The 21,178-nt window shown below is 64.6% G+C and carries 18 protein-coding genes; 6 read left to right on the top strand and 12 right to left on the bottom strand.

The features are described 5' to 3' along the window. Positions 1-3: 3 nt before the first annotated feature. A complete protein-coding gene (locus tag FHP91_RS11435; protein ID WP_186301521.1) occupies positions 4-381 on the top strand; it encodes a hypothetical protein in 378 nt (125 codons plus the stop codon). 13 nt (positions 382-394) lie between these two features. On the opposite strand, the gene FHP91_RS11440 is transcribed toward FHP91_RS11435, so the two are convergent. The 3 genes from FHP91_RS11440 to FHP91_RS11450 are packed head-to-tail and all read right to left on the bottom strand — an operon-like array spanning position 395 to position 4,807. Further along, positions 395-2,209: a putative bifunctional diguanylate cyclase/phosphodiesterase gene (locus tag FHP91_RS11440; RefSeq protein ID WP_144309731.1), complete on the bottom strand. Its 1,815-nt coding sequence runs from the start codon at positions 2,207-2,209 to the stop codon at positions 395-397. Then, a complete protein-coding gene (locus FHP91_RS11445; protein ID WP_144309732.1) occupies positions 2,206-3,741 on the bottom strand; it encodes an HD-GYP domain-containing protein in 1,536 nt (511 codons plus the stop codon). Before FHP91_RS11445 ends, FHP91_RS11440 begins: the two co-directional genes overlap by 4 nt. A 28-nt stretch (positions 3,742-3,769) precedes the next feature. After that, a complete protein-coding gene (locus FHP91_RS11450; RefSeq protein ID WP_144309733.1) occupies positions 3,770-4,807 on the bottom strand; it encodes an aldo/keto reductase in 1,038 nt (345 codons plus the stop codon). 95 nt (positions 4,808-4,902) lie between these two features. On the opposite strand from FHP91_RS11450, the gene rlmM reads away from it, so the two are divergent. The 3 genes from rlmM (at position 4,903) to FHP91_RS11465 (ending at position 10,361) form a co-directional block, all read left to right on the top strand. Then, positions 4,903-5,982: a 23S rRNA (cytidine(2498)-2'-O)-methyltransferase RlmM gene (rlmM, locus tag FHP91_RS11455; RefSeq protein ID WP_144309734.1), complete on the top strand. Its 1,080-nt coding sequence runs from the start codon at positions 4,903-4,905 to the stop codon at positions 5,980-5,982. Between the two features lie 87 nt (positions 5,983-6,069). Next, entirely contained in the window at positions 6,070-7,536 is a 1,467-nt protein-coding gene (locus FHP91_RS11460) for a DEAD/DEAH box helicase (RefSeq protein WP_144309735.1), read from the top strand. 176 nt (positions 7,537-7,712) lie between these two features. Continuing rightward, positions 7,713-10,361, top strand: coding sequence for a sensor domain-containing protein (locus FHP91_RS11465; protein ID WP_186301522.1), 2,649 nt, complete (start codon positions 7,713-7,715; stop codon positions 10,359-10,361). A gap of 304 nt (positions 10,362-10,665) precedes the next feature. On the opposite strand, the gene FHP91_RS11470 is transcribed toward FHP91_RS11465, so the two are convergent. Genes FHP91_RS11470 through FHP91_RS11480 form a run of 3 tightly spaced genes read right to left on the bottom strand, consistent with a single transcriptional unit; the run spans position 10,666 to position 13,475 of the window. Continuing rightward, positions 10,666-12,036 carry an NAD(P)(+) transhydrogenase (Re/Si-specific) subunit beta gene (locus FHP91_RS11470; RefSeq protein WP_144309737.1) on the bottom strand — a complete coding sequence of 457 codons (1,371 nt, stop codon included), beginning with the start codon at positions 12,034-12,036 and terminating at the stop codon, positions 10,666-10,668. After that, complete coding sequence (locus FHP91_RS11475) at positions 12,036-12,335, bottom strand: NAD(P) transhydrogenase subunit alpha (RefSeq protein ID WP_144177954.1); 300 nt, start codon at positions 12,333-12,335, stop codon at positions 12,036-12,038. Before FHP91_RS11475 ends, FHP91_RS11470 begins: the two co-directional genes overlap by 1 nt. A gap of 15 nt (positions 12,336-12,350) precedes the next feature. Beyond that, positions 12,351-13,475 carry an NAD(P) transhydrogenase subunit alpha gene (locus tag FHP91_RS11480; protein ID WP_144309738.1) on the bottom strand — a complete coding sequence of 375 codons (1,125 nt, stop codon included), beginning with the start codon at positions 13,473-13,475 and terminating at the stop codon, positions 12,351-12,353. Between the two features lie 190 nt (positions 13,476-13,665). Here FHP91_RS11480 and corA point away from each other — a divergent pair, with 190 nt between their 5' ends. After that, positions 13,666-14,751: a magnesium/cobalt transporter CorA gene (corA, locus tag FHP91_RS11485; protein ID WP_246116285.1), complete on the top strand. Its 1,086-nt coding sequence runs from the start codon at positions 13,666-13,668 to the stop codon at positions 14,749-14,751. Between the two features lie 12 nt (positions 14,752-14,763). Here the strand turns inward: corA and FHP91_RS11490 are convergent, their stop codons facing one another. Beyond that, the gene (locus FHP91_RS11490; RefSeq protein WP_144309740.1) at positions 14,764-15,543 is read right to left on the bottom strand and encodes a PP2C family protein-serine/threonine phosphatase; all 780 of its coding nucleotides are present in this window, start codon (positions 15,541-15,543) and stop codon (positions 14,764-14,766) included. 181 nt (positions 15,544-15,724) lie between these two features. Here FHP91_RS11490 and FHP91_RS11495 point away from each other — a divergent pair, with 181 nt between their 5' ends. Beyond that, complete coding sequence (locus FHP91_RS11495; RefSeq protein WP_186300306.1) at positions 15,725-16,108, top strand: MaoC family dehydratase; 384 nt, start codon at positions 15,725-15,727, stop codon at positions 16,106-16,108. Between the two features lie 222 nt (positions 16,109-16,330). Here the strand turns inward: FHP91_RS11495 and glcF are convergent, their stop codons facing one another. Genes glcF through FHP91_RS11515 form a run of 5 tightly spaced genes read right to left on the bottom strand, consistent with a single transcriptional unit; the run spans position 16,331 to position 21,034 of the window. Continuing rightward, positions 16,331-17,566: a glycolate oxidase subunit GlcF gene (glcF, locus tag FHP91_RS11500; protein ID WP_144309741.1), complete on the bottom strand. Its 1,236-nt coding sequence runs from the start codon at positions 17,564-17,566 to the stop codon at positions 16,331-16,333. A 3-nt stretch (positions 17,567-17,569) separates the two neighbouring features. Next, a complete protein-coding gene (gene glcE / locus FHP91_RS11505; RefSeq protein WP_144309742.1) occupies positions 17,570-18,634 on the bottom strand; it encodes a glycolate oxidase subunit GlcE in 1,065 nt (354 codons plus the stop codon). Continuing rightward, entirely contained in the window at positions 18,634-18,762 is a 129-nt protein-coding gene (locus FHP91_RS21615; protein WP_281281785.1) for a hypothetical protein, read from the bottom strand. Before FHP91_RS21615 ends, glcE begins: the two co-directional genes overlap by 1 nt. Further along, positions 18,762-20,276, bottom strand: coding sequence for an FAD-linked oxidase C-terminal domain-containing protein (locus FHP91_RS11510; protein WP_144309743.1), 1,515 nt, complete (start codon positions 20,274-20,276; stop codon positions 18,762-18,764). Before FHP91_RS11510 ends, FHP91_RS21615 begins: the two co-directional genes overlap by 1 nt. Continuing rightward, positions 20,273-21,034 carry a FadR/GntR family transcriptional regulator gene (locus FHP91_RS11515; protein ID WP_144309744.1) on the bottom strand — a complete coding sequence of 254 codons (762 nt, stop codon included), beginning with the start codon at positions 21,032-21,034 and terminating at the stop codon, positions 20,273-20,275. The genes FHP91_RS11510 and FHP91_RS11515 overlap by 4 nt, the downstream gene beginning before the upstream one ends. Between the last annotated feature and the right edge of the window lie 144 nt (positions 21,035-21,178).

Here is a 21,178-nt window from a genome sequence, read left to right on the forward strand (position 1 = left end):
ACCATGACACTTCAATCTGCCGCCATTGCCTTTGCGCTGATCGCCACCCTCACCGGCTGCGAGGAATTGGGCATTCCCGATCCGGTAAAAGAAGCTGCCCGGGCGCAGGCCGAAGGCGAAGCCATCGGCAGCGCCTGCCGCCACGCCGGCCGCGCGCTGGAGGATTGTTTTTCGCTCAACCCCAAAGCGTCCAAAGCCGACGTGTTCAACGGGTGGCGGAATATGAACGACTACATGGTCGAAAACAAGATCGACGTGGTGCCACCGACAATGACCGAAACACCCAACCCGACCCAATCGGATGAAACAAAAACTGCCGCCCCCGAGGCGCATGCGGCCGAGCCCGACGCACCGCGCCCGCGCTACAGCCGCCGCCCGTGAACCCGCCACGGCGTCAGGTCCCTAGCGGCACGACCGGCTGAACATAGCGCGCGCGCCACCACCGCACAAACGCCTCAACGTTCATGGGCCGGGCAAAAAAGTAGCCCTGCAAGCGATCGCAGCCCATTTCCGTCAGCAGGCTCGCCTGCGCTTCGGTCTCAATGCCCTCGGCGACAACCCGCAGCTTGAACGCACGCGCCATCACCAGCAAGGCTTCGACCATGGCGCGATCTTGCTCATCGGTGCACACGCCAGCCACAAACTGACGATCAATCTTCAGCTCATCGACGGGCAGACGGCGCAGATGCGACAGCGACGAATACCCGGTACCGAAGTCGTCCAGCGCCACGGCATATCCGGCCTCGCCGAGCGCCGCGACCACCTTGCCCGCGGCAGGTTCGTCGACCAGCAACGCCCCCTCGGTGAGCTCGAATCCCACGCGATGAGCGGGAACCCGCCAGCTATCCAGCGACTGGCGCACCAGGGCGGGCAAATCTGGGTCGCGAATATCTTGAGAGGTCAGATTGAGCATCACCGCCACATCGACCCCGGCCCGCGCCAGTTCATCGGCGATACGCGCCTGCCGCGACAACAAGGAGCGCAGCATCTGAGCGCCGCCGCCTGAGCGTTCAGCGAGTTCAATCACCGCCGGCGGCGCCACCCAACTGCCCTCGACACGCCGCCAGCGCAACAAGGCCTCGACGCTACGACACGCTCCGGTGGCGACATCAATCTGCGGCTGCAAGAACAGTTCAAAGTGTTGCATCGCCAGCGCGCGCATGAACTCTTGCTCGAGACCGGCCGCCGCATGCGACGTCTGAGCCGCCGCCGGCGAGTACATGGCCACCGGCTGACGCGCATCCCGGGCGGCGAACAAGGCGTTGCGCGCGGCGCGTTCAAGTCCTTTGGCATCGGCGGCATCCACCGGTCCGCTGGCGCCGCCGGCACCGATCATCAGGTGTTTGGCCACGTCCAGCGAGGCCACGGCGCTCAGCGCGACCTCCCGCAACTTGTGCGCGGCCAGCAGGACCTGTGCGGGAGAGCGCACGGCGCATTGCACCAGCGACCACTCATCTTCACCGGTCAGACACAGCACATCGCCATCGCGGATCGCGGTGGCGAGGCGCTCGCTGACGGCCAGTTGCACACGCTCACGCTCGCCTGCCAGCAAGGAGGCCGACGCATCGCCTGCCCGCAAGCTCAGAATCACCAGCCCCACCGACCAGTCCGCACTGGCCACCGCCAGCGCCGCCTCAAGCACTTGCTCGAAGCGACGGCGATTGGGCAAACCGGTGTGCGCATCGACTAAGGTAAAAGCGCGCAGCTTTTCACGCTCTCGCGAAATGCCCACTTCGGCCAGATAGGCCGCCAAGGCCCAGATGACCCGCACCAAGCCGGTGAGCAGATCCATTTCGAGCTGAAAGACCTCGGCGCGCCCCCCGACAAGCCGGTCCCGGCAAGCGGACAGCAAGGCGCCACAGGCCGCCCAGGGGAAGTGATCGGACACCCCGCGGTCGAGACAGTCGCGCCACCGTGCGGCCAGGCGGTTGAACCAGTCGGCGTCGCCCTGCCAATGACAGATATCGAGCAACTCGTCGCAAAACGCCGCCTCGGCGTCGGCGGCATCCGGCGCCACCGGCGCACCGGCGCGAGACAGAAAGGCGGTCGCAAAGTCGGCCTGCAACTGGTCGCGACTGACCACGCGGCCAAAGGCGCGCACCGCCGCGCGATCTTCCGGCTGAAAACCCTGCTGTGTCAGCAGACGAGCGAGATCCGCTTCGTCCAGCAAAGCCAGCGCAGTCGAAGTCGCACGGAGCGCGGCGTTCATCCGAGGTAGAACTCCTTCGGATCGATGCCGTAGGCGCCCGGTGGCAAGGCCTTGCGGATTTCATAGACTGACCCATCGGGCGCCACCGGGTCGTAGAGCAGATCGAGTGTCGGCGGGTGCGCGTTAGGGGAGTGGTCCGGAGCCAACAGCACCAGCACCCGCGGTCGCAAGCGGCGGACCTGATTTTGCGCAATCACCACCGCCACCTCGCCCGTATTCAGCGCCACCAGCGTCCCCACCGGATAGAGGCCGACACACTGGATGAAGGTATCGACCACCGTCTCGGAGAAGTCGCGCTCGCGCATGGTGTTGATCTGTTCAAGCGCGCTCTGAGGGCTGAGCGCATCACCCCACGGCCGCTCTCGCGTCATCGCGCAGTAGGTATCGACCAGCCCCGCCATTTCGCTATAGCGCCCAATGGCGTCGCCCGCCAAACCGTCCGGATAGCCGGAGCCGTCGTAGCGCTCATGATGGCGCGCGACAATCTCGAGGACCTCGGGGGAGCCATCGGGCGTGTCTTTCAGAATCGCCAGCGAATAGTCGACATGGGCCTGGAATATCTGGCGCTCCAGCGGGGTGATCAGGCCGGATTTTTTGAGCAGTCGCGGCGGCAGTCGCACCTTGCCGATATCCTGCATCAAGCCAACGATACCCAGCAGCGTCATCTCATGCGCCGTCATGCCCAGCGACCGCGCAAACACCATCAGCAGCACGCTGACATCAAGCGCGTGGTCATAGGCGTACTGATCGGTTCGCTTGAGCCGGGTGAGCCACAGCAGCGCGTCGGGGTTGCGCACCACGCTCTGCATCATGTCTTCGACATTGCTGCGCACCCGCTCCATGTCCGGACGCAGGTTCTGCTGCACATCCGCCACCAGTTGTTCGACGGTGGTCTGTGTCGACTCGTAGGCCGGCGTGGCGAGGAACAGTTCATCCTCCACCGCAGCCGACTCGATCCAGACCGTTGCACTGGCGCCCTCGCGCTTCGGACCGAGGTCTTCATCCTTATTGGCCAGGGGGTCCGCCGCCACATAGGGCGCGGGCGCCTCTTCCCGGGCAAACCAGCGTGACATGCGCGCGCGCCAGCCTTCACGCAACGGCGCCTCGTCGTCTGACGCATAGTTCGTGGCGGGACGTCCTGCCGGTGCCTCCGCATCGACCCGCGGGCGGGCCGCCGACGGCGGCGACAATTCGGGCGGCGGCGCTCCGCCGCTGCGCAGCCAACGCAACACATCCACAAAATCGTGTTTTGGCCGAGGCGCCTCGGTGCGCCCGGCAATGCGGGCAGCGCCGGCAAGGCTGTGCCCAACGGTCGACGCCACCGATTCGCGCACTGGCGCACGATAGTGCTCGCCCGTGCTGCGCTGCCAATCCACCGACACAAACCGGCACAGGGCCTGAAGCTTGTCCAGTGTGGCCTGGTTTTCGACGACGAAGCCCTGGATCAGAAAGGGGGAATCCAGCCACGGCCGATCCAGCTCAGCGACGAACATGCCGATCTTCAAATCGGTCGCGGCGACAATCTCTTTCACAGAATCGCGTCCTTCACTTCACGTGGTCTCATGGCGCCGGGTTGCTCCACTGCAGATGCACCGAGTCAATCGCGGCGAGCTCATCGCCTGACAGTGTCATATCGGCAGCATCGAGATTTTCCTTTAGCTGTTCGATTGAGGTCGCACCAATAATGGTACTGCTCACAAACCAGCGCCCCAGTACAAACGCCAGCGCCAACGCCGTGGGCGAACGGCCAAAATCCTTCGCCACCCGGGCATAGGCGGCGACCGCCGGGGCGACGCCTGGCTTGTCATAGCGCTGGCCGAAACCGGCAAACGCATTGAGCCGCCCCGCCGCCTTCGGATCGGTCAGATACTTGCCCGTCAGCAAACCAAAACCCAGCGGTGAATAGGCCAGCAGGCCAACGCTCTCGCGTTCGCACAACTCGGCCATTCCGTACTCGTAGATCCGGTTGAGCAGGTTGTAGGCATTCTGAACGGACACGATGCAGGGCAAATCGTACTCGCGAGCGAGTCGCACGAATTCGGCAACACCCCAAGGATGCTCATTCGACAGCCCGACATAACGCACCTTGCCGGCCTTGACGAGAGCCGACAGCGCCTCAAGCTGGTCATGAATCGATGTGCAGTCGCGCTCCCGCGCCGGGTCGTACTGCCACTGCCCGAACATGGGCTGGTTTCGCTCGGGCCAGTGCAATTGGTACAGATCGACATAGTCCGTTTGCAAACGCGTCAGACTGCCTTCGATCGCGGCCTGAATGTTGGCCGCGTCGAGCGCCAGCGGGCCGCCCCGTATCCACTGCAATCCGCGCGCCGGGCCCGCCACCTTGGTAGCCAGCACAATCTGATCGCGTGGCTGACGGCGCAGCCAGGACCCGACGATGCGCTCACTCGCGCCGTAGGTCTCGGCCCGTGCGGGCACCGCATAGAGCTCGGCGGTATCGATGAAATTCACGCCGGCAGCCCGGGCACAATCGAGCTGCGCATGCGCTTCGGCCTCGGTATTCTGCTGACCGAAGGTCATGGTCCCCAGGCAAACACGCGACACCTCCAGCGCGCTGCGGCCCAATTGTTGGTACTGCATTGGCCTTCCTCACAATGATCTGCGCCCGAACATGGCGAGCGGCATCGGATGCCAGTATTATCCGGCCATTCTGCCTCTGTGTCGTGCCCGCCTCCATGCCCCTGCCTATCGCCTCAGCCCTGCTCGTCCAATGCCGCCCAGGTTTCGAAAAAGAGGTCGCGGCGGAGCTTGAAGAGCGCGCCACGCTGGCCAGCATACCCGGCCGCGCCAGCGCCGCGCGGGAGCGCGACGGTTACGTGATGTTTCAGCTCGACGAGCCGCTGATCTGGTCTGAAGTACAGGCCGCGCTCAACTGGCGCGACCTGATCTTCGCGCGGCAGGCCTGGCCGGTCATCCACACCATTGAGGCGCTCCCCAGCAGAGACCGGGTCACACCCATCGTCGAGGCGCTGAGCAAGGCCGGCGCGCGCGTCTCGAGCGTGATGTACGAGTATCCGGACACCAACGAGGGCAAGAGCCGCTCCGGTTTTTGCAAGCGCTTTGCCGGCCCGCTGGAAAACGGCCTGGCGCAGGCCGGCCTGCTACGCCCCAACGGCCGCGACCCGCAGCTCCAACTGTTCTTCCCCGACGAAACCCAGGCCTGGATCGGCCTCGGCAATGCCCAGCTCACCAATCCCTGGCCGCAAGGCATCGCCCGCCTGCGCATGCCGTCGGAGGCCCCGAGCCGCTCCACGCTCAAGCTCGCCGAAGCGCTCATGTGCCTACTCGACGACAAGGAGCGCGAACGCTGGCTGCGGCCGCAGGGCAAGGCCGTCGACCTGGGGGCCGCCCCGGGGGGCTGGAGCTGGCAGCTGGCGCAACGCGGACTGTATGTGACCGCGATCGACAATGGCCCGATGGACAAACAGCTGCTCGCCGGCGGCATGGTCACCCACATCCGTGCCGACGGCTTTACCTGGCGCCCGCCACGCGCGGTCGACTGGCTGGTGTGCGACATGGTCGAGCAACCCAGCCGGATCGCCACGCTGATGGGCGACTGGAGCGCCAACAAGCGCTGTCGCCACGCGATCTTCAATCTCAAGCTCCCCATGAAGCAACGCTACGGCGCACTCCTCAAGTGTCAGGACATCATCGAAAACAAGCTCAACGGCGTCCCGCATGTGCTGCGTTTCAAACAGCTCTACCACGATCGCGAAGAGGTCACCGGCTACCTCAGCCGAACCGACTTCCGCTGATCACCGAAACGACAGCGCAACGCGTTATAATCCTTTGTTTTCTCACCTATTGGGGCGCCGTGCGCCCACTCAGGACACCCGCCGCCTATGACTTTTGCCGATCTCGGCCTGATGCCGGAACTGCTGCGCGCCGTTGAAGACGCCGGCTACTCAGAGCCGACCCCCATCCAACGCGACGCCATTCCGATCGTACTGTCGGGCCGCGACGTGATGGGCGGTGCGCAAACCGGCACCGGCAAAACCGCCAGCTTCACGCTGCCGGTCCTGCAACGCCTGGCCCCGCATGCCAGCACCAGCACCTCGCCCGCCCGCCACCCGGTTCGCGCCCTCATTCTGGCGCCGACCCGCGAGCTGGCCATGCAGGTGTATGAGTCGGTGCTCACCTACAGCCGCTACCTGCCGCTGCGCGCCACCTGCATCTACGGCGGTGTCGACATGCGCGCCCAGACGCAGATCCTGCGCGAAGGCGTCGAGATCGTGGTGGCCACCCCTGGCCGTCTGCTCGACCACGTCCAGCAGCGCAGCATCCAGCTCAACCAGGTGAAGATGCTGGTTCTCGACGAAGCCGACCGCATGCTCGACATGGGCTTCATCCCCGACATCCGCCGCATCCTCTCGATGCTGCCCAACCAGCGCCAGAGCCTGCTGTTCTCCGCCACCTTCTCGAACGAAATCAAGAAGCTGGCCGACCAGATGCTGAACGAACCGCAACTGATCGAAGTCGCCCGCCGCAACATGGTCAGCGAAACCATCGAGCACCAGGTCTATCCGGTCGAGTCCAGCCGCAAGCGTGACCTGCTGGTGCATCTGCTCAAGACCACCATCGACGCCCAGGTGCTGGTGTTTGTCGATACCAAGTTCGGCTGCAGCCGACTCACCCACTACCTCAACCGCTGCGACATCCCGGCCGATGCCATCCATGGCGACAAGAGCCAGCAGCAGCGTACCGAGGCCCTCGAAGGCTTCAAGAACGGCACCACCCGCGTGCTTGTCGCCACCGACGTGGCCGCCCGCGGCCTCGACATCGACGACCTGCCCTACGTGGTCAACTACGTCCTGCCCAATACCTCGGAAGACTATGTGCACCGCATTGGGCGCACCGGTCGCGCCGGCAAGAAAGGCAAAGCCATTTCGCTCGTCGCGCCCGAAGATCGCAGCAACCTGGCTGGCATCGAAAAGCTGATCAAGCTGACGATTCCGGTACATACCGTTGAAGACTTCCAGGCCTCCGGTGTTCGTGACCACAGCGACGGCGCCAGTACCGGCCGCCGCGGCCGCAACGAAGACAACGCCGGCCGCCGCAGCCGGGGCAGTGCCGATAGCGCCGCCCCGCGCAGCCGAAGCGGCGACGAGAGCGCCTCCCCGCGCGGCAGAAGCGAGCGCACGCGCACGCCGGCTCGCAAGAAATCCACCGTCGCCGCCGACGGCTTCGATTACGCCAAGCCCTATGAAGCCAGCGACGCGCCCAAGGCCCCAAGCACCAAACCCGACACTCCGTCGCGCGCCAACCGCCCGGTGGCCTTCCTGCTTGGTGGTGTTGGCCGAAAAGGCTGAGCCCACAAGGCTTTCAGCCATTTTCTGGCCCATCTGTCCGCAGATGGGCCCGCACTGAAACGAACAAACAGAGGGGGAAACGCCCCCCTTTCAAAGTCAAGATCCACCGCGACAGGTCGATATGATGGTGAGCATCCCGATCACCCTCATCCAGGCTGCCGATGGAACTGGCTCCCGTGCCCCGAGAACCCGACGATCTTTTCGTCCCCGACCTGACAGAAGGGGCCGAAGCTGGCTTGTATCTGTCCTTGTTCGAACTCATGAACGAGGGGCTGATCATCGCCAGCGACGAAACGATCCTGGAGGTCAACAGCGCCGTCTGTCGCTTGCTGGAGCGCAGCTACCGCGATCTGGCCGGCCAACCGCTGTCCTCGCTGTTCCCGACTGAGCGCGCGTTTCTCAAGGCCCGCGGCGCCCTGTTCATCCAGGGCGAGATGCGCGGCAGCCTGCGGGTCGGCCTGCCCGGCGGACGCGAGCGCGATCTGAGCTATGTCGCCGCCGCGCGTATCCGGCCCGGCGTGCACGCCCTGATCCTCAGCCCCGACCCGGTCACCGGACTCACCCCCAATGTGCAACGCGCCGCCGACGCCGTCTGGCCGCGCCTCGCCGCCGCACTCGACCAGGCGGCGCTGGTTGTTGATGCCCGCGGCAAGATCATGGCCGCCAACGCGCCGGCCCGCCGTCGTTTCTCGCGCGAAGGCGGCGCCCTCACCGGACTCCCGTTATCGGCACTATGCTCACTCAGTGACCCCGCCCGCGAATCCGGGCCGGTCACCGTCACGCCCACCGATGGCGCCCCGGCCATGCACGGTCGCCTGTTGGCGGGGCCGGAGCCCGGCTGGCAGGTGCTGCTGCTGAGCGCATCCTCGCCGGTCGCTGCAGTGGACACCCGCGCCAGTCAGGTGTTTCGCCATGCCCCCCAGGCCATGCTCGTCGTGCGCGGCAGCGACCACACCATCCTCGCCGCCAACGACATGGCTGCCACGATGCACGGCCGGGAGCGCTCGGCACTGGTCGGCATGCGCCTCTCGACACTTCGCAGCGACACCGTCAGCACGCTTGAGAGCGGCAACTGGCAGTGGCTGGGCGGCGGCAAGTCCTTCACCGCGCACACTCAGGCCCAGGCCCTTGACGGCACCCACAGCGAATGGCTGATCGTCCACGGCGGCGCCAGCACATCGGCTTCGCCGGTCGATTTCGACATCTTCAGCACCAATGCGCGCGCGGTTATCGTGACGGACGCCGAACACAAAATTTTGTCGATCAATGCCGCCTTCACCACGCTGACCGGGCTCGACATCCACGCCTTGCGCGGCAAGCCACTCGCCGACGCCGCCAGTGGCCGGCAGGACGATGCGTTTTTTGAGCGTTTGCAGAGCAGCCTTGGCACCCATCAGGCCTGGCAAGGCGAGTTCTGGCTGCGCAACCGCAAGGGCGAAGCCTTCCCGGAATGGCTGTCGTTCAACAGCGTGCTCAACGCCGACGGTGCCACCGTGGCCCACATCGGGCTGTTCAGTGATCTCTCCGCCCGCAAGCAAGCCGAAGCGCGCAGCGACTATCTGGTCAATCACGACGCGATGACGGGCCTGCCCAAGGCCCATTTCATTCGGGCGCGATTCACCGAGCTCACCCCCGGCGCGCTGCGAAAACAGCAGCATCTGGCGCTGACCTTTGTGGACATCGACCAGTTCAAGCAGATCAACACTGCCCATGGCACCGCGCAGGGAGATCAGGTGCTGCAGCAATTCGCCACCCGCATCCGTCAATGCAGCCCCCGAATTCAACTGGCACGTGTGGGCAGCGATCGCTTTCTCGCCCTGATTCATGGCGTCGAACTGCTCAGTGACGTCACGCGCGAAGTCCACGCCTTGCACGACGCCATCAAGACCCCCTTCAAGGCAGGCCCGGTATCCGTGACGCTCACCGCCAGCCTCGGTGCGGCGGTGTTTCCCGGCGACGGCGCTGACTTTGACGAGCTGTGCGCACTGGCCTCGGCCGCACTCGAGCGCGCGCGCCTCGAAGGCCCGGGCGCCGTGCGCTTTCATACGGATGAGCTCAACACGGCAAGCTTTGAACAAGCCGCACTCGAGCGCTCACTCGCGCACGCCCTTGAGCGCGATGAACTGGTCATGTACTTTCAGCCCGTGGTGGACGCGCAGACCGGATGCATCATTGCCGCCGAGGCGCTCGTTCGCTGGCAGCATCCCGACATGGGCCTCGTCCCGGCCCATCAGTTTCTCCCCATTGCACAAAGTGCCGGACTTGACCTGGAGATCGGCCGCCAAGCCCTGCGGATGGTGTGCCGGCACGCGGCCGAATGGCACCAGGCCGGCCAGACGACACCCGTCGCCATCGGTGCCACCGAGCACATGCTGACTTACGGGCGCCTGCAAGAAACCTTGCTCGAAGTGCTCGCCGAAACCGGCTTGCCGGCCAGCGCCATCGAACTCAATCTGCCCGAAAGCTGCTTGACGCAGGACCACGACGATCTGGTCAAAGCACTGTACGCCCTCGACAACGCCGGGGTGCGCCTCGCCATCACCGGCGTTGGCGCCACGCCGCTGCCGCTCGCCCGGCTTCGCCAGCGCCCGGTCCATCGGCTCAAACTGGACCGCGCGCTGATTCGCGATCTGACCCATGCCGACAACCACAGCGTTCTCGCCGCAACCCTTGCAGCATCGGCCGCGCTGGGTTTGCGCCTGCAGGCGGTCGGCGTCGAATCCATTGAACAGCAAGACGCCCTGCTCGCCCTCGGTTGCCATCGCCAGCAGGGGCGACTATTCGCTGCCCCGCTCGCACCGGACGATTTCGCCCAGCTGCTATAGACCCAGAAAGCCGCAGCTGGCCGCTTGCCGGTCTTGGGAGGCTATTGTGGGTATTGACTGTTTCGGTGCCGACCGCCATCACCCACCGGGTGAGAGCGCTACGCGCCCGATTGCGTGCCTGACGGACTACCTGACGGGCTGCCTCATCTGGCAACAGAGGGAGCAGAGGCCGCTCCTGCCGCCTCCTCGCGCCTTGTCAAACAACCGGCCAGACGCACACCCGGGCGCGTCCAACTACCGTGTCCTGGTCAAACGAAAACGCCTCCCCGAAGGGAGGCGCTTCAAACCACTCTCGCGCGGCGAATCAGCCTTCCATCGACTTCACATGGGAGATGATCTCGCCCACGGCCTGCTGCGCCGAGCCGTAGAGCATGCTGCAGTTTTCTTTGTAGAACAGTGCGTTCTCGATACCCGAGTAACCCGTGCCCTTGCCGCGCTTGATGACGATCACGTTCTGCGCCTGATCGGCATTGAGAATCGGCATGCCGTAGATCGGGCTGGACTTGTCGGTACGCGCCGTGGGGTTAACCACGTCGTTGGCACCAATCACCAACGCGACATCCGAAAGCGAGAACTCGGCGTTGATCTCTTCGAGGTCGAAGATCTTGTCGTAAGGCACGCCGGCCTCCGCCAGCAACACGTTCATGTGCCCCGGCATGCGCCCGGCCACCGGGTGGATGGCGAACACCACTTCGACGCCGGCCTCTTCAAGCAACTGGCTCATTTCCCAGACCTTGTGCTGCGCACCGGCCACCGCCATACCGTAACCCGGCACGATGATGACCTTGTTGGCGTAGCGCATGGTAGCCGCGGCATCGAGTGCACCCATTTCGCGCATCGAGCCTTCAATCGCCTCACCTCCCTGCGCCTCACCCGTCATCGGGGTGAACAACACGTTGGTGATGGGCCGGTTCATGGCCTTGGCCATCAACTGGGTGAGCAAGGTGCCAGAGGCGCCAACCACGATACCGGCCACGACCAGCGCCGGATTACCCAACACATAACCCTCAAAGCCCACGGCCAGACCGGTGAAGGCGTTGAGCAACGAGATCACCACCGGCATGTCGGCACCGCCGATCGGACTGGTGACGATGACGCCAAGCGCCAGCGACAGCACAAAGAACAGCACGATCGCCCAGCCGTCCGGATCGGTGGCCGTGACAATGGCCAGGCCGAGAATGCCGACCACGGCCGCCAGCCCCACGTTGAGCTGGTTCTGCATCGGGAAGCGATACGCCTTCTTCATGATGCCTTGCAGCTTGGCGTAGGCCACGCAGGAGCCGGAGAAGGCCACCGAGCCGATCAGCGCACCAAGCACGGCCAGCAGCGCCACCATGCCACCATGCATCTCGCCACGCGCGAACTCGACCGCGGCAATCGCCGCCGCCGCGCCACCACCCATGCCGTTATAGATGGCAACCATCTGCGGCATGTCGGTCATGGCCACGTTCTTGCCCGACCACCATGCCACGGAACCGCCGATCACCATGGCAACGATCATCAGCGCAAAGTTCTGCATGCCCGGCCAGAACAAGGTGACAAGGGTCGCGGCGATCATCGCCCAACCGGCCCAGACGATGCCTTTGCGGGCGGTCGCAGGGGAGCTCATCGCCTTCAGGCCGAGGACGAACACCACGGCCACGGCGACATAGGAAATATCAATGAACCACTTCATTATTCGGCCCCCTTCTTCTTGCCCGCCTTGAACATCGCGAGCATGCGCTCGGTGACCACGTAGCCGCCGGCCGCGTTGGCTGCGCCGAGCAACACGGCGAAGAAGCCGAGCGTCAGTTGCAGCGGGCTGTCGGGGTCAGCGTGCCCCATCACCACCATGGCGCCGATCAGCACCACACCGTGGATGAAGTTGGAACCGGACATGAGTGGGGTGTGCAGAATAACGGGCACACGGGAAATGACTTCGTAACCGGTGAATGCCGCCAGCACGAAAACGTATAGATAGACAATGCCTTCCATGATCGTACCCTCCGGTTACAGGCCGAGAATCTGTTTGACACCTGCGTGACGCAGTTGCCCGTCGTGGGTCAGGCAGCAACCGGCCATCACCTCGTCTTCCCAGTCCATCGTCAGCACGCCGTCCTTGATGAAGGGGCTGATGAAGTTGAACAGGTTCTTGGCGTACATCTCGGAGGCGTGCACCGGCATGCGGCTGGTGATGTGCGTCGGACCGACGACGAGCACGTCGTTGATCCAGGTCTTCTCGCCGGCCACCGTGCCTTCGACGTTGCCACCACTCTCGGCGGCCATGTCGACCACCACCGCGCCCGCCTTCATGCCTGCCACCATGGCGGCGGTAATGATCACCGGCGCCTTGCGGCCCGGAATGGCGGCTGTGGTGATGAGTGCATCGCACTGCGACACCGCTTTGGCCAGTTTTTCGGCCTGCTTGGCTTTTTCTTCGTCGGTCAGCTCACGGGCATAGCCGCCCAGACCGGCCGCCGACACGCCGGTGTCGACAAATTTGGCACCCAGCGATTCGATCTGCTCACGGGTTTCGGGGCGCACGTCGTACGCTTCGACCATGGCGCCGATACGCCGCGCGGTGGCAATGGCTTGCAGACCAGCCACACCAGCGCCGATCACCAGCACCTTGGCCGGACGGATGGTGCCCGCCGCATAGGTGAGCATGGGGAAAAACTTGGGCGAATGGTCCGCCGCGATCAACGCGCACTCGTAGCCGGCGACGGCCGCCTGCGAGGACAGCCCGTCCATGCTCTGCGAACGACTGATGCGCGGCAGCAACTCCAGCGCGAAAGAAGTGATGTTCTTTTCCATCATCCGCTCGGCGCGCTTGGCGTCGAACCACGGCTGGAGGAATCCGAGCACCACGGCACCAGGCTTGAGCTTGCCGATGCGCTTGAGCGACGGCGGCTGAACACCGAGCAGAATGTCGGCGGCAGCGCAGACGTCGACATCTTCGTCGACCCAGGTGACCGACTCGAAGGCTTCGTCGCGAAAGTGCGCGGGAACACCGGCGCCTTTTTGCATGACGACTTCAGCGCCCAATGCGAGATACTTTTTGACCACGTCCGGAACGACGGAGAGCCTTCGCTCTCCAGGCGTCGTTTCCGCCGCAATACCAATGACTAATGGCATGTAACACTCCCTGTTTGCAGAAAACATCAAACCTGCGGGTGGTCATCTTCTGCTGCGGCACCTCTCCCAAGCTCGGGCCGGCATGATGGGCGACTGCTCCCCGTGGCGACTATCATACTGAATCGCTCAGCATGGTAAAACCTGTCACAGCGAACGTACCATGCCCAAAGGCCAGGACGAACCCCCCCGCATGAAAAAGAGACGCAGCACATCCCACAGTCGGAAAGCCGGTTTGCCGCCGGGCACGCTCGTGCACATCGGCGAAATCCGCGCCGATCACACCACGCTGACCTCGATCAGCTACGACAGCGCGCACTTCACCGAGAAGCTGCTCTCCACCGTCGAACCGACGCCCCAACGCGTCGGCCCGCACGAGTTCACCTGGCTCGATGTGCGTGGCCTGCGTGATGTCACCTGGCTGGGCAACCTGGGCAAGCAGTTCAACCTGCACCCCCTGATCCTTGAGGACATCCTCAACACCCATCAGCGCTCGAAGGTCGAAGACTACGGCGACGTGCTGTTCTGTGTGGTGCGCCTGTTCGCGTGGGACGCCACCAGCCAATCGTTGGAGTCCGATCAGATCAGCCTGGTATTAGGGCGAAATTTTGTGCTGTCGTTCCAGGAGCGCTCCACCGGCGTGTTCGAGCCCGTACGGGAGCGACTGCGCGCACCGGGCACGCCGCTGCGCAACAAGCCGATCGATCACCTCGCCCACGCGCTGATCGACAGCATCGTCGACCGCTATTTCCTGGTGGTTGAGGGCCTAGACACCGCCGCCGCGCCGGTCGAAGACGCCGTGCTCACCCATCCCACGCCCGCCATCCTTCGAACCATCAACGGATTGCGCCATGAGGTGCAGACCATCCGCCGCGCCATCACGCCGCTGCGCGAGGTACTGATGACACTCAACCGCGGCGAGAGCCGTTTTTTTGGGGACGAGGTGCGCCCCTATCTGCGGGACGTACTCGATCATACGATGCATGTCCAGGAAGACCTGGACAGCGTGCGCGACGTGCTCAGTGGCGCACTGGAAATCTATCTATCGAGCGTCAGCAACCGACTGAACCTCGAAGTCCGGGTGCTGGCGGTGCTGACCACACTGTTTTTGCCCGCGACACTCATCGCCGGCGTCTTTGGCATGAACTTTCAGGACATGCCCTGGCGCGATGTTCACGACGGGTTCTGGCTAGCGATCAGCCTGATGGCCGTCACCGCCACCGTCCTTGCGGCCATTTTCTGGCGCAGGAAGTGGCTCAAGACCGACGACCCGAATTAGCGCCCGACACGCTCAGTGCAGCGGCCCCAACGGAGAGGCCTCGGGCGGCACATCGATCAGCCGCACCACCGCCAGCGACACATTGTCGCCCTCACCTTTGGCGCGTTCGCGCGCCTGGGAGATCAGCGCCTGGCAGGCATCGCGCGCACTCATGGTGGACAGGATCTCGCCGATCTCCAGATCAGTGAAATACGCCCACAGGCCGTCCGAGCACAACAAGAAACTGTCGCCGCCGATCAGCGGCGCCACACCGGCCAGATCGACTCGCGGCTCACGATCGCTTCCCAGGCAGGAGAGCAAGACGTTGCGGTGCGGGTGCGTCAGCGCACCAGCCTCATCCAGTCGGCCTTTGCGCTGCAGCTCGCCAACCAGTGAGTGATCGGGGCTGCGGTAGATCACCTGGTCGCCACGATAGTGATAGAAGCGAGAGTCGCCGCAATGCACCCAGTCCGCGCGATCGGGTTGCAGCAAAAAGGCCACGGCGGTGCTGTGCGGATCCTGCTCACTGGTAAAGCGGGTGAGTTTGATGACCAGATGACTTTCGTGGACGATGCTGGTGAGCAGCATCTCGGGCGTTTCCTCTCGCGGCGCAAAGGCCTCGAAATTCTGTCGCGCCTTGAGCAGCACCTGCTCGGCCGCCATCGCGCCACCCGTGTGACCGCCCATGCCATCGGCGAGCACCGCCATCATCATGCCCGGTTTGTCGGGGTGGCCAAAAATCGCCACGCGATCTTGCTGTTCGACGCGATCGCCCTGATGCCGCGCGACGCAGGTTTCAACCTTGAGTGCCATAGGGATGCTGTTCAAGTCCGTTCTATCGCCCTGATGGGGGCTTTGTTTTTATCGTGCCGCAGAGCGCCAAGGCTGCATGGTATCGTTTCGCCCAATACCTCGCATCTACCGGAATACATATCCCATGCAACTTGGACGCGGTTTTAACGAAATCTCGGTCGGCACATGTTTTGACAGCAGCATGACGCTGACCGAAACGCATCTTGTGCTCGGCGCAGGCCTGTTTGGCGACTTCAACCCGCTGCATGTCAATCAGCACATGGCCGAGGGTAGCCGCTTCGGTGGGCGCATTGCCCATGGCTACCTGACTACATCGTTCATGGCCGCCGCGCTCGGCATGCTGTTTCATGGCACGGCGCACGCCTATCTCGAACATACCTCGCGCTTCAAGGCGCCGGTACGCGCAGGCGACACCTTGACCATCGCGTGGACGGTGACCGCATTGACGCCCAAGCCGCAGCACGACGCGGGCATCGTGGTGCTGTCCGGGATATGCACGAATCAGAATGGGGAAGTGGTGGCAGACGCCGAGGCCAGCATGCTGATCGGCAACAACCGCGCCTGAGCCAGATGATCGCTCACACGCTGACAGGCCACGTTCTCGCGCGAGACTCGCGACGACGGGCTTGAGGACGCTCACACCCAATCGCTCGAAAGGGGGACGCCGGAACGCGGGACGACGGCAGGCACGATCTCCATGCCCCGCAGTAACGGCCGCCCCCGAAGCATCTTGAGGGCTTTGGCGAGTGAAGCGTGAAAAGTGTCACACCTCACCCGCCCGGGGGCTTCAGCGAAGCAGCCGTGCGTCGACCAGCTCGACCCAGTGCTGCACCGGCGTGTCGGTGCCGGTTTGAAGATGCGTGATGCAACCGATGTTGGCCGACGCAATGCACGCCGCACCGCCGGCCTGCAAGGCCGTGAGCTTGTTGTCCCGCAAGGTCTTGGACAAGGTCGGCTGCAGCAACGAATACGTGCCCGCCGAGCCGCAGCACAGATGCGAATCCTTCACCGGCGTCGGCGCGTAGCCCGCCACCGCCATAATCGCCTCGACCTTGCCTTTCACCTTCAGTCCATGCTGCAAGGTGCAGGGCGAATGGAAGGCCAGCGGCGTGGGCGACTCGGGCGGCGTCGGCAGGCAGGCGGCAAGTGCATCGAGCTCATCTGCCAGCACCTCTGCAATATCACGCGTCAATTCCGAGACCCGCGCGGCCTTGGCCGCATACGCGGGATCGGACGCCAGAAAATGGCCGTAGTCCTTCACCTGCACGCCACAGCCCGAGGCGGTCATCACGATCGCCTCGATCTCGCCGGCCTCGATCATCGGCCACCAGGTGTCGATGTTGCGGCGTGCGTCATCCTTGCCACCGGCGTGGTCGTTCAGGTGATGGCGTACCGCGCCACAGCAGCCCGTGCCGCCCAGCTGAACCAGCGAGATGCCCACCGCGTCGAGCACGCGCGCCGTCGCCGCGTTGATGGCCGGCGCCATGGCCGGCTGCGCACAGCCGGCCAGCGACAGCATCTTGCGGGCATGACGCGCCTCGGGCCAGCGCCCGGCCGGCGCGGCCAGCGGCACTTTGTCGGCGAGCACTTTAGGCAATAGCGGGCGCGCCAATCGCCCCATCTTCATCGCGGCACCAAACAGACGCGGACGCGGCACAAACTCGCGCAGCAACCAGCGCGCCGCCTTGTCCACACCGGTACGAGGCACCTTCTGCTCGACAATATAGCGCCCCAGATCGACCAGCCGGCCGTAGGCCACGCCCGACGGACAGGTGGTTTCGCAGGCGCGGCAGGTCAGGCAGCGATCGAGATGCAGCCGGGTCTTTTCGGTGACCGGCTGACCTTCGAGCATCTGCTTGATGAGGTAGATCCGCCCGCGCGGGCCGTCCAGCTCGTCGCCCAGCAACTGGTAGGTCGGGCACGTCGCCGTGCAGAAGCCGCAATGCACGCAGGTGCGCAAGATGGCGTCTGCCTCACGGCCCGCTTCGGTGTCCTTGATGAAATCTGCGAGTGTTGTCTGCATGGCTCAGAGTCCGTCGTAGAGCCGGCCGGGGTTCAAAATCCCGTCCGGATCAAAGCTGTGCTTGAGGCGTTGGTGAATGCTGCGCAGCGCCGGCGGCAAGGGGTGGAAGGCGCCGACCGACTTGTCGGCCCCGCGGAACAGCGTGGCATGCCCGCCGAGCACCGCCGCGCGAGCGCGAACACTGGCCGCATCCTGCTCGGTGCGCACCCAGCGCTGGGCGCCCCCCCATTCGATCAGCTGCGAGCCGGCCAGCCCGGTGGCCTCGGCCACCGAAGGCACCGACAAGCGCCACAGCGGCGCTTCGCCGCCGAAGAAGCCCTGACTCTGCTCGCGCAGGCCTTGCCAGTGAGCACGGGCGGCCTGCTCACTCAGGCGATCGCCGCCGAGGCGGGCACAGGCGGCAGTCACGGCCGCTTCTGCGCCCGAGAGGCGAACGGTCAGCACCCCGGCCATCCAGCTGGTCGCAGACACCGGCAGCGGCTGGCCGCCCCAGCGATTCATCTGTGCAACCGCCTCGAGCGCATCCATTTCGAACCGCAGCGTGGCCTCGGCCACCGGCAGCGGCAACACCTTGATCGAGACATCGAGCAGCACGCCCAACGTCCCCAGGCTACCGGTCATCAAGCGCGCAACATCGTAGCCGGCGACGTTTTTCATCACCTCGCCGCCAAAGTGCAGGCGGTTGCCGCGGCCGTCGAGCAGCGTCACACCGAGCATGAAGTCGCGCACCGCGCCAGCCGTGGCGCGCCGTGGACCGGACAAGCCGGCTGCCACACAGCCACCGACCGTCGCATCGGGACCAAAATGCGGCGGCTCGAAGCCGAGCATCTGGCCCTCGGCCAACAACGCCGCTTCCAGTTCCGCCAGGGGCGTACCGGCGCGTACCTTGACCACCAGCTCGGTCGGCTCATGGCTGATCACGCCGCGGTGCGCCCGCGCATCCAGCACAGTGCCCGCCAGCGGCTGCCCGTAAAAATCCTTGCTGCCACCGCCCCGAATGCGCAGCGGCGTCTTGCTCGCTGCCGCCTCGCGGATCTGCTCGGCCCAGGTTTGCTCAACGTCTGTCATCACTTGCCCTCATCATCGCTTGCCTCGTCGCGCGGCCGCTCCGGCCAGGCGCGCAAGGTGGCCCATGCGCCAATCAGCCCCAATACCGGTACGGCGACCAGCAGGAACTGAACCCATCCCTTCGACATCAGAAACGCTCGATCTCCGGATGCGGCACCTGCCCACCCTGAACGTGCATGCGGCCAAATTCGGCACAGCGGTTCATCGACGGAATCGCCTTGCCCGGATTGAGCAGCCCCTTCGGATCGAAGGCGGCCTTGACCCGGAAGAAGGTCTGGCGCTCGGCCACGTTGAACTGTCGGCACATCTGGTTGATTTTCTCGATGCCGACCCCGTGTTCGCCGGTAATCGTACCGCCCAGATCGACTGATAGATCGAGAATGGCGGCGCCGAATTCCTCGGCACGCTCAAGCTCACCCGGCACGTTTGCATCAAACAGGATCAGCGGGTGCATGTTGCCGTCGCCGGCGTGGAACACGTTGATGCACCGCAGGCTGTAGGTTTTTTCCATGCCCTGGATGGCGGTCAGCATCTCGCCCAGCCGCTTGCGGGGGATGGTGCCGTCCATGCAGTAGTAGTCAGCCGAGATTCGGCCCGCCGCCGGAAACGCCGCCTTGCGCCCGGCCCAGAAGCGCATCCGCTCCGCCTCGTCGCGCGAGATGCGCACCTCGGTCGCACCGTGCGATTCGAGCACCGCGCACATGCGCTGGATCTCTTCGGCCACCTCTTCCGGCGTGCCATCCGACTCGCACAGCAAGATCGCCGCGGCGTCCAGCGGGTAGCCGGCATGCACAAAGGACTCCACCGCCGCGGTGGCCGGCTGATCCATCATCTCCAGCCCGGCGGGAATGATGCCGGCAGCGATCACCGCCGCCACCGCCTCGCCGGCCTTGATCACGTCATCAAACGCGGCCAGCACGCATTGGGCAAACTGCGGCTTGGGCGTGAGCTTGACGGTGATCTCGGTCACCACCGCCAACATGCCTTCGGAGCCATGCATCAGCGCCAGCAAGTCGTAGCCCGGCGCGTCGAGACCATGGTTGCCGATCTCGACCACCTCGCCGTCAATCGTCACGCCACGAATGCGCAGCACGTTGTGCACCGTCAAACCGTACTTGAGGCAATGCACGCCGCCGGCGTTCTCGGCCACGTTGCCCCCAATGGAACATGCGATCTGCGAGGACGGATCCGGCGCGTAGTAAAGCCCGTGCGGCGCCACTTCCTCAGAGATGCGCAGATTGCGCACACCCGGCTGCACCACGGCGGTACGTGCCAGCGGATCGATATTGAGGATCTTGTTCATGCGCGCCAGCGACAGCAGCACGCCGTGCGCATGCGGCAAAGCGCCGCCCGACAAGCCGGTGCCTGCGCCACGTGCCACCACCGGCACGCCGACCGAGTGACAGATCTTCAGCACCGCGGCCACTTCGGCCTCCGTGCCGGGCAAAACCACGGCCAGCGGCACCTGACGGTAAATACTCAGTCCGTCGCATTCATAGGGGCGCATGTCTTCGCTGTCGTGCAATAGCGCGACCGGCGGCAATACGGCGCGAAGCTCGCCGATCAGGCGCGCCACATCCACCTGCGAGTAGTCCACCTCGCGCAGTGCGTTTTCGGGTAACGATGCCGTCGCGGCAGTCATGACAGAGCCTCCTCTTCCCAGGGCGCCCGAGGCGCCGGTTCCCAGTGGTCAGTATCGATGCCGATGCGGCGGGCCGCCTCGACCATATGTATACGTGCGGCCTCGCGAGCGGCGACACCGTCACCCGCGGCGATGGCCTCGAACATGCGCTCATGCTCGGCCTGTGCCGCTTCGGCGCGCCCGGCGGCATGCCCCTCGGCGTTCCAGGTCGGCACACGCGAGGCAAAAAACTGATGGCCCACAAAGCGGATAAAGCGCAGCAGCGCCGGATTGCCCGTGGCCGCGGCAATCGCCACATGAAAATCGTCATCCGCCTGCGTACCATCCGTCCGCTCCGACACGGCATGACGCATCCGCAACAAGGCCTCACGCATCTGGACCAGATCTTGATCCGACCGGCGACTGGCGGCCAGTGCGGCAGCGGCGGTTTCAACGATGTAACGCAATTCAAAGATATGCGCGGTTGCCACCGGGCCAGCGGGGTCGACGGCATCGGCCAGCCGGAAGCTGGTCTGACCCGGCCGCGCCTCAACGAACGCACCAGCGCCCTGGCGAGAGGCAACATAACCTTCCGCCTTCAGACGCGAGATGGCCTCCCGCACCACGGCACGCGACACGCCGAACTCGGCGGACAGCGTTTTCTCGGTTGGCAGCTTGACCCCCGGCGCCATAACGCCATCGAGAATCCATTTTTCAATGGTCTTCGAGACGGTTTCACTCAACTGAGAGGGTCGGGCCACACGGGCAATTACTGGCATTAATTAATCTGCTTGTCTGACAACTTTCGCTAGGCTACGCCGGTCCGTTGAAAAACGCCAGCGCGGGAAAACCCGCAGCCCGCGCAATCGATACGCCGAGCCCACATACCGATTTGCTAACATGAAGCCCTCTCGGCCGACCGC

Source organism: Denitromonas halophila, from assembly GCF_007625155.1.
GTDB classification, from domain to species: Bacteria; Pseudomonadota; Gammaproteobacteria; order Burkholderiales; family Rhodocyclaceae; genus Nitrogeniibacter; species Nitrogeniibacter halophilus.

Bases quoted from the DNA above. Each gene is read 5' to 3' on its own strand.
- FHP91_RS11480 (WP_144309738.1), bottom strand. From the start codon at position 13,475: ATGCCATTAGTCATTGGTATTGCGGCGGAAACGACGCCTGGAGAGCGA.
- FHP91_RS11470 (WP_144309737.1), bottom strand. From the start codon at position 12,036: ATGAAGTGGTTCATTGATATTTCCTATGTCGCCGTGGCCGTGGTGTTC.
- glcE (WP_144309742.1), bottom strand. From the start codon at position 18,634: ATGACAGACGTTGAGCAAACCTGGGCCGAGCAGATCCGCGAGGCGGCA.
- rlmM (WP_144309734.1), top strand. From the start codon at position 4,903: ATGCCCCTGCCTATCGCCTCAGCCCTGCTCGTCCAATGCCGCCCAGGT.
- FHP91_RS21615 (WP_281281785.1), bottom strand. From the start codon at position 18,762: ATGTCGAAGGGATGGGTTCAGTTCCTGCTGGTCGCCGTACCGGTATTG.
- FHP91_RS11475 (WP_144177954.1), bottom strand. From the start codon at position 12,335: ATGGAAGGCATTGTCTATCTATACGTTTTCGTGCTGGCGGCATTCACC.
- FHP91_RS11435 (WP_186301521.1), top strand. From the start codon at position 4: ATGACACTTCAATCTGCCGCCATTGCCTTTGCGCTGATCGCCACCCTC.
- FHP91_RS11495 (WP_186300306.1), top strand. From the start codon at position 15,725: ATGACGCTGACCGAAACGCATCTTGTGCTCGGCGCAGGCCTGTTTGGC.
- FHP91_RS11510 (WP_144309743.1), bottom strand. From the start codon at position 20,276: ATGACTGCCGCGACGGCATCGTTACCCGAAAACGCACTGCGCGAGGTG.
- glcF (WP_144309741.1), bottom strand. From the start codon at position 17,566: ATGCAGACAACACTCGCAGATTTCATCAAGGACACCGAAGCGGGCCGT.
- corA (WP_246116285.1), top strand. From the start codon at position 13,666: ATGAAAAAGAGACGCAGCACATCCCACAGTCGGAAAGCCGGTTTGCCG.
- FHP91_RS11440 (WP_144309731.1), bottom strand. From the start codon at position 2,209: ATGAACGCCGCGCTCCGTGCGACTTCGACTGCGCTGGCTTTGCTGGAC.
- FHP91_RS11460 (WP_144309735.1), top strand. From the start codon at position 6,070: ATGACTTTTGCCGATCTCGGCCTGATGCCGGAACTGCTGCGCGCCGTT.
- FHP91_RS11490 (WP_144309740.1), bottom strand. From the start codon at position 15,543: ATGGCACTCAAGGTTGAAACCTGCGTCGCGCGGCATCAGGGCGATCGC.
- FHP91_RS11450 (WP_144309733.1), bottom strand. From the start codon at position 4,807: ATGCAGTACCAACAATTGGGCCGCAGCGCGCTGGAGGTGTCGCGTGTT.
- FHP91_RS11515 (WP_144309744.1), bottom strand. From the start codon at position 21,034: ATGCCAGTAATTGCCCGTGTGGCCCGACCCTCTCAGTTGAGTGAAACC.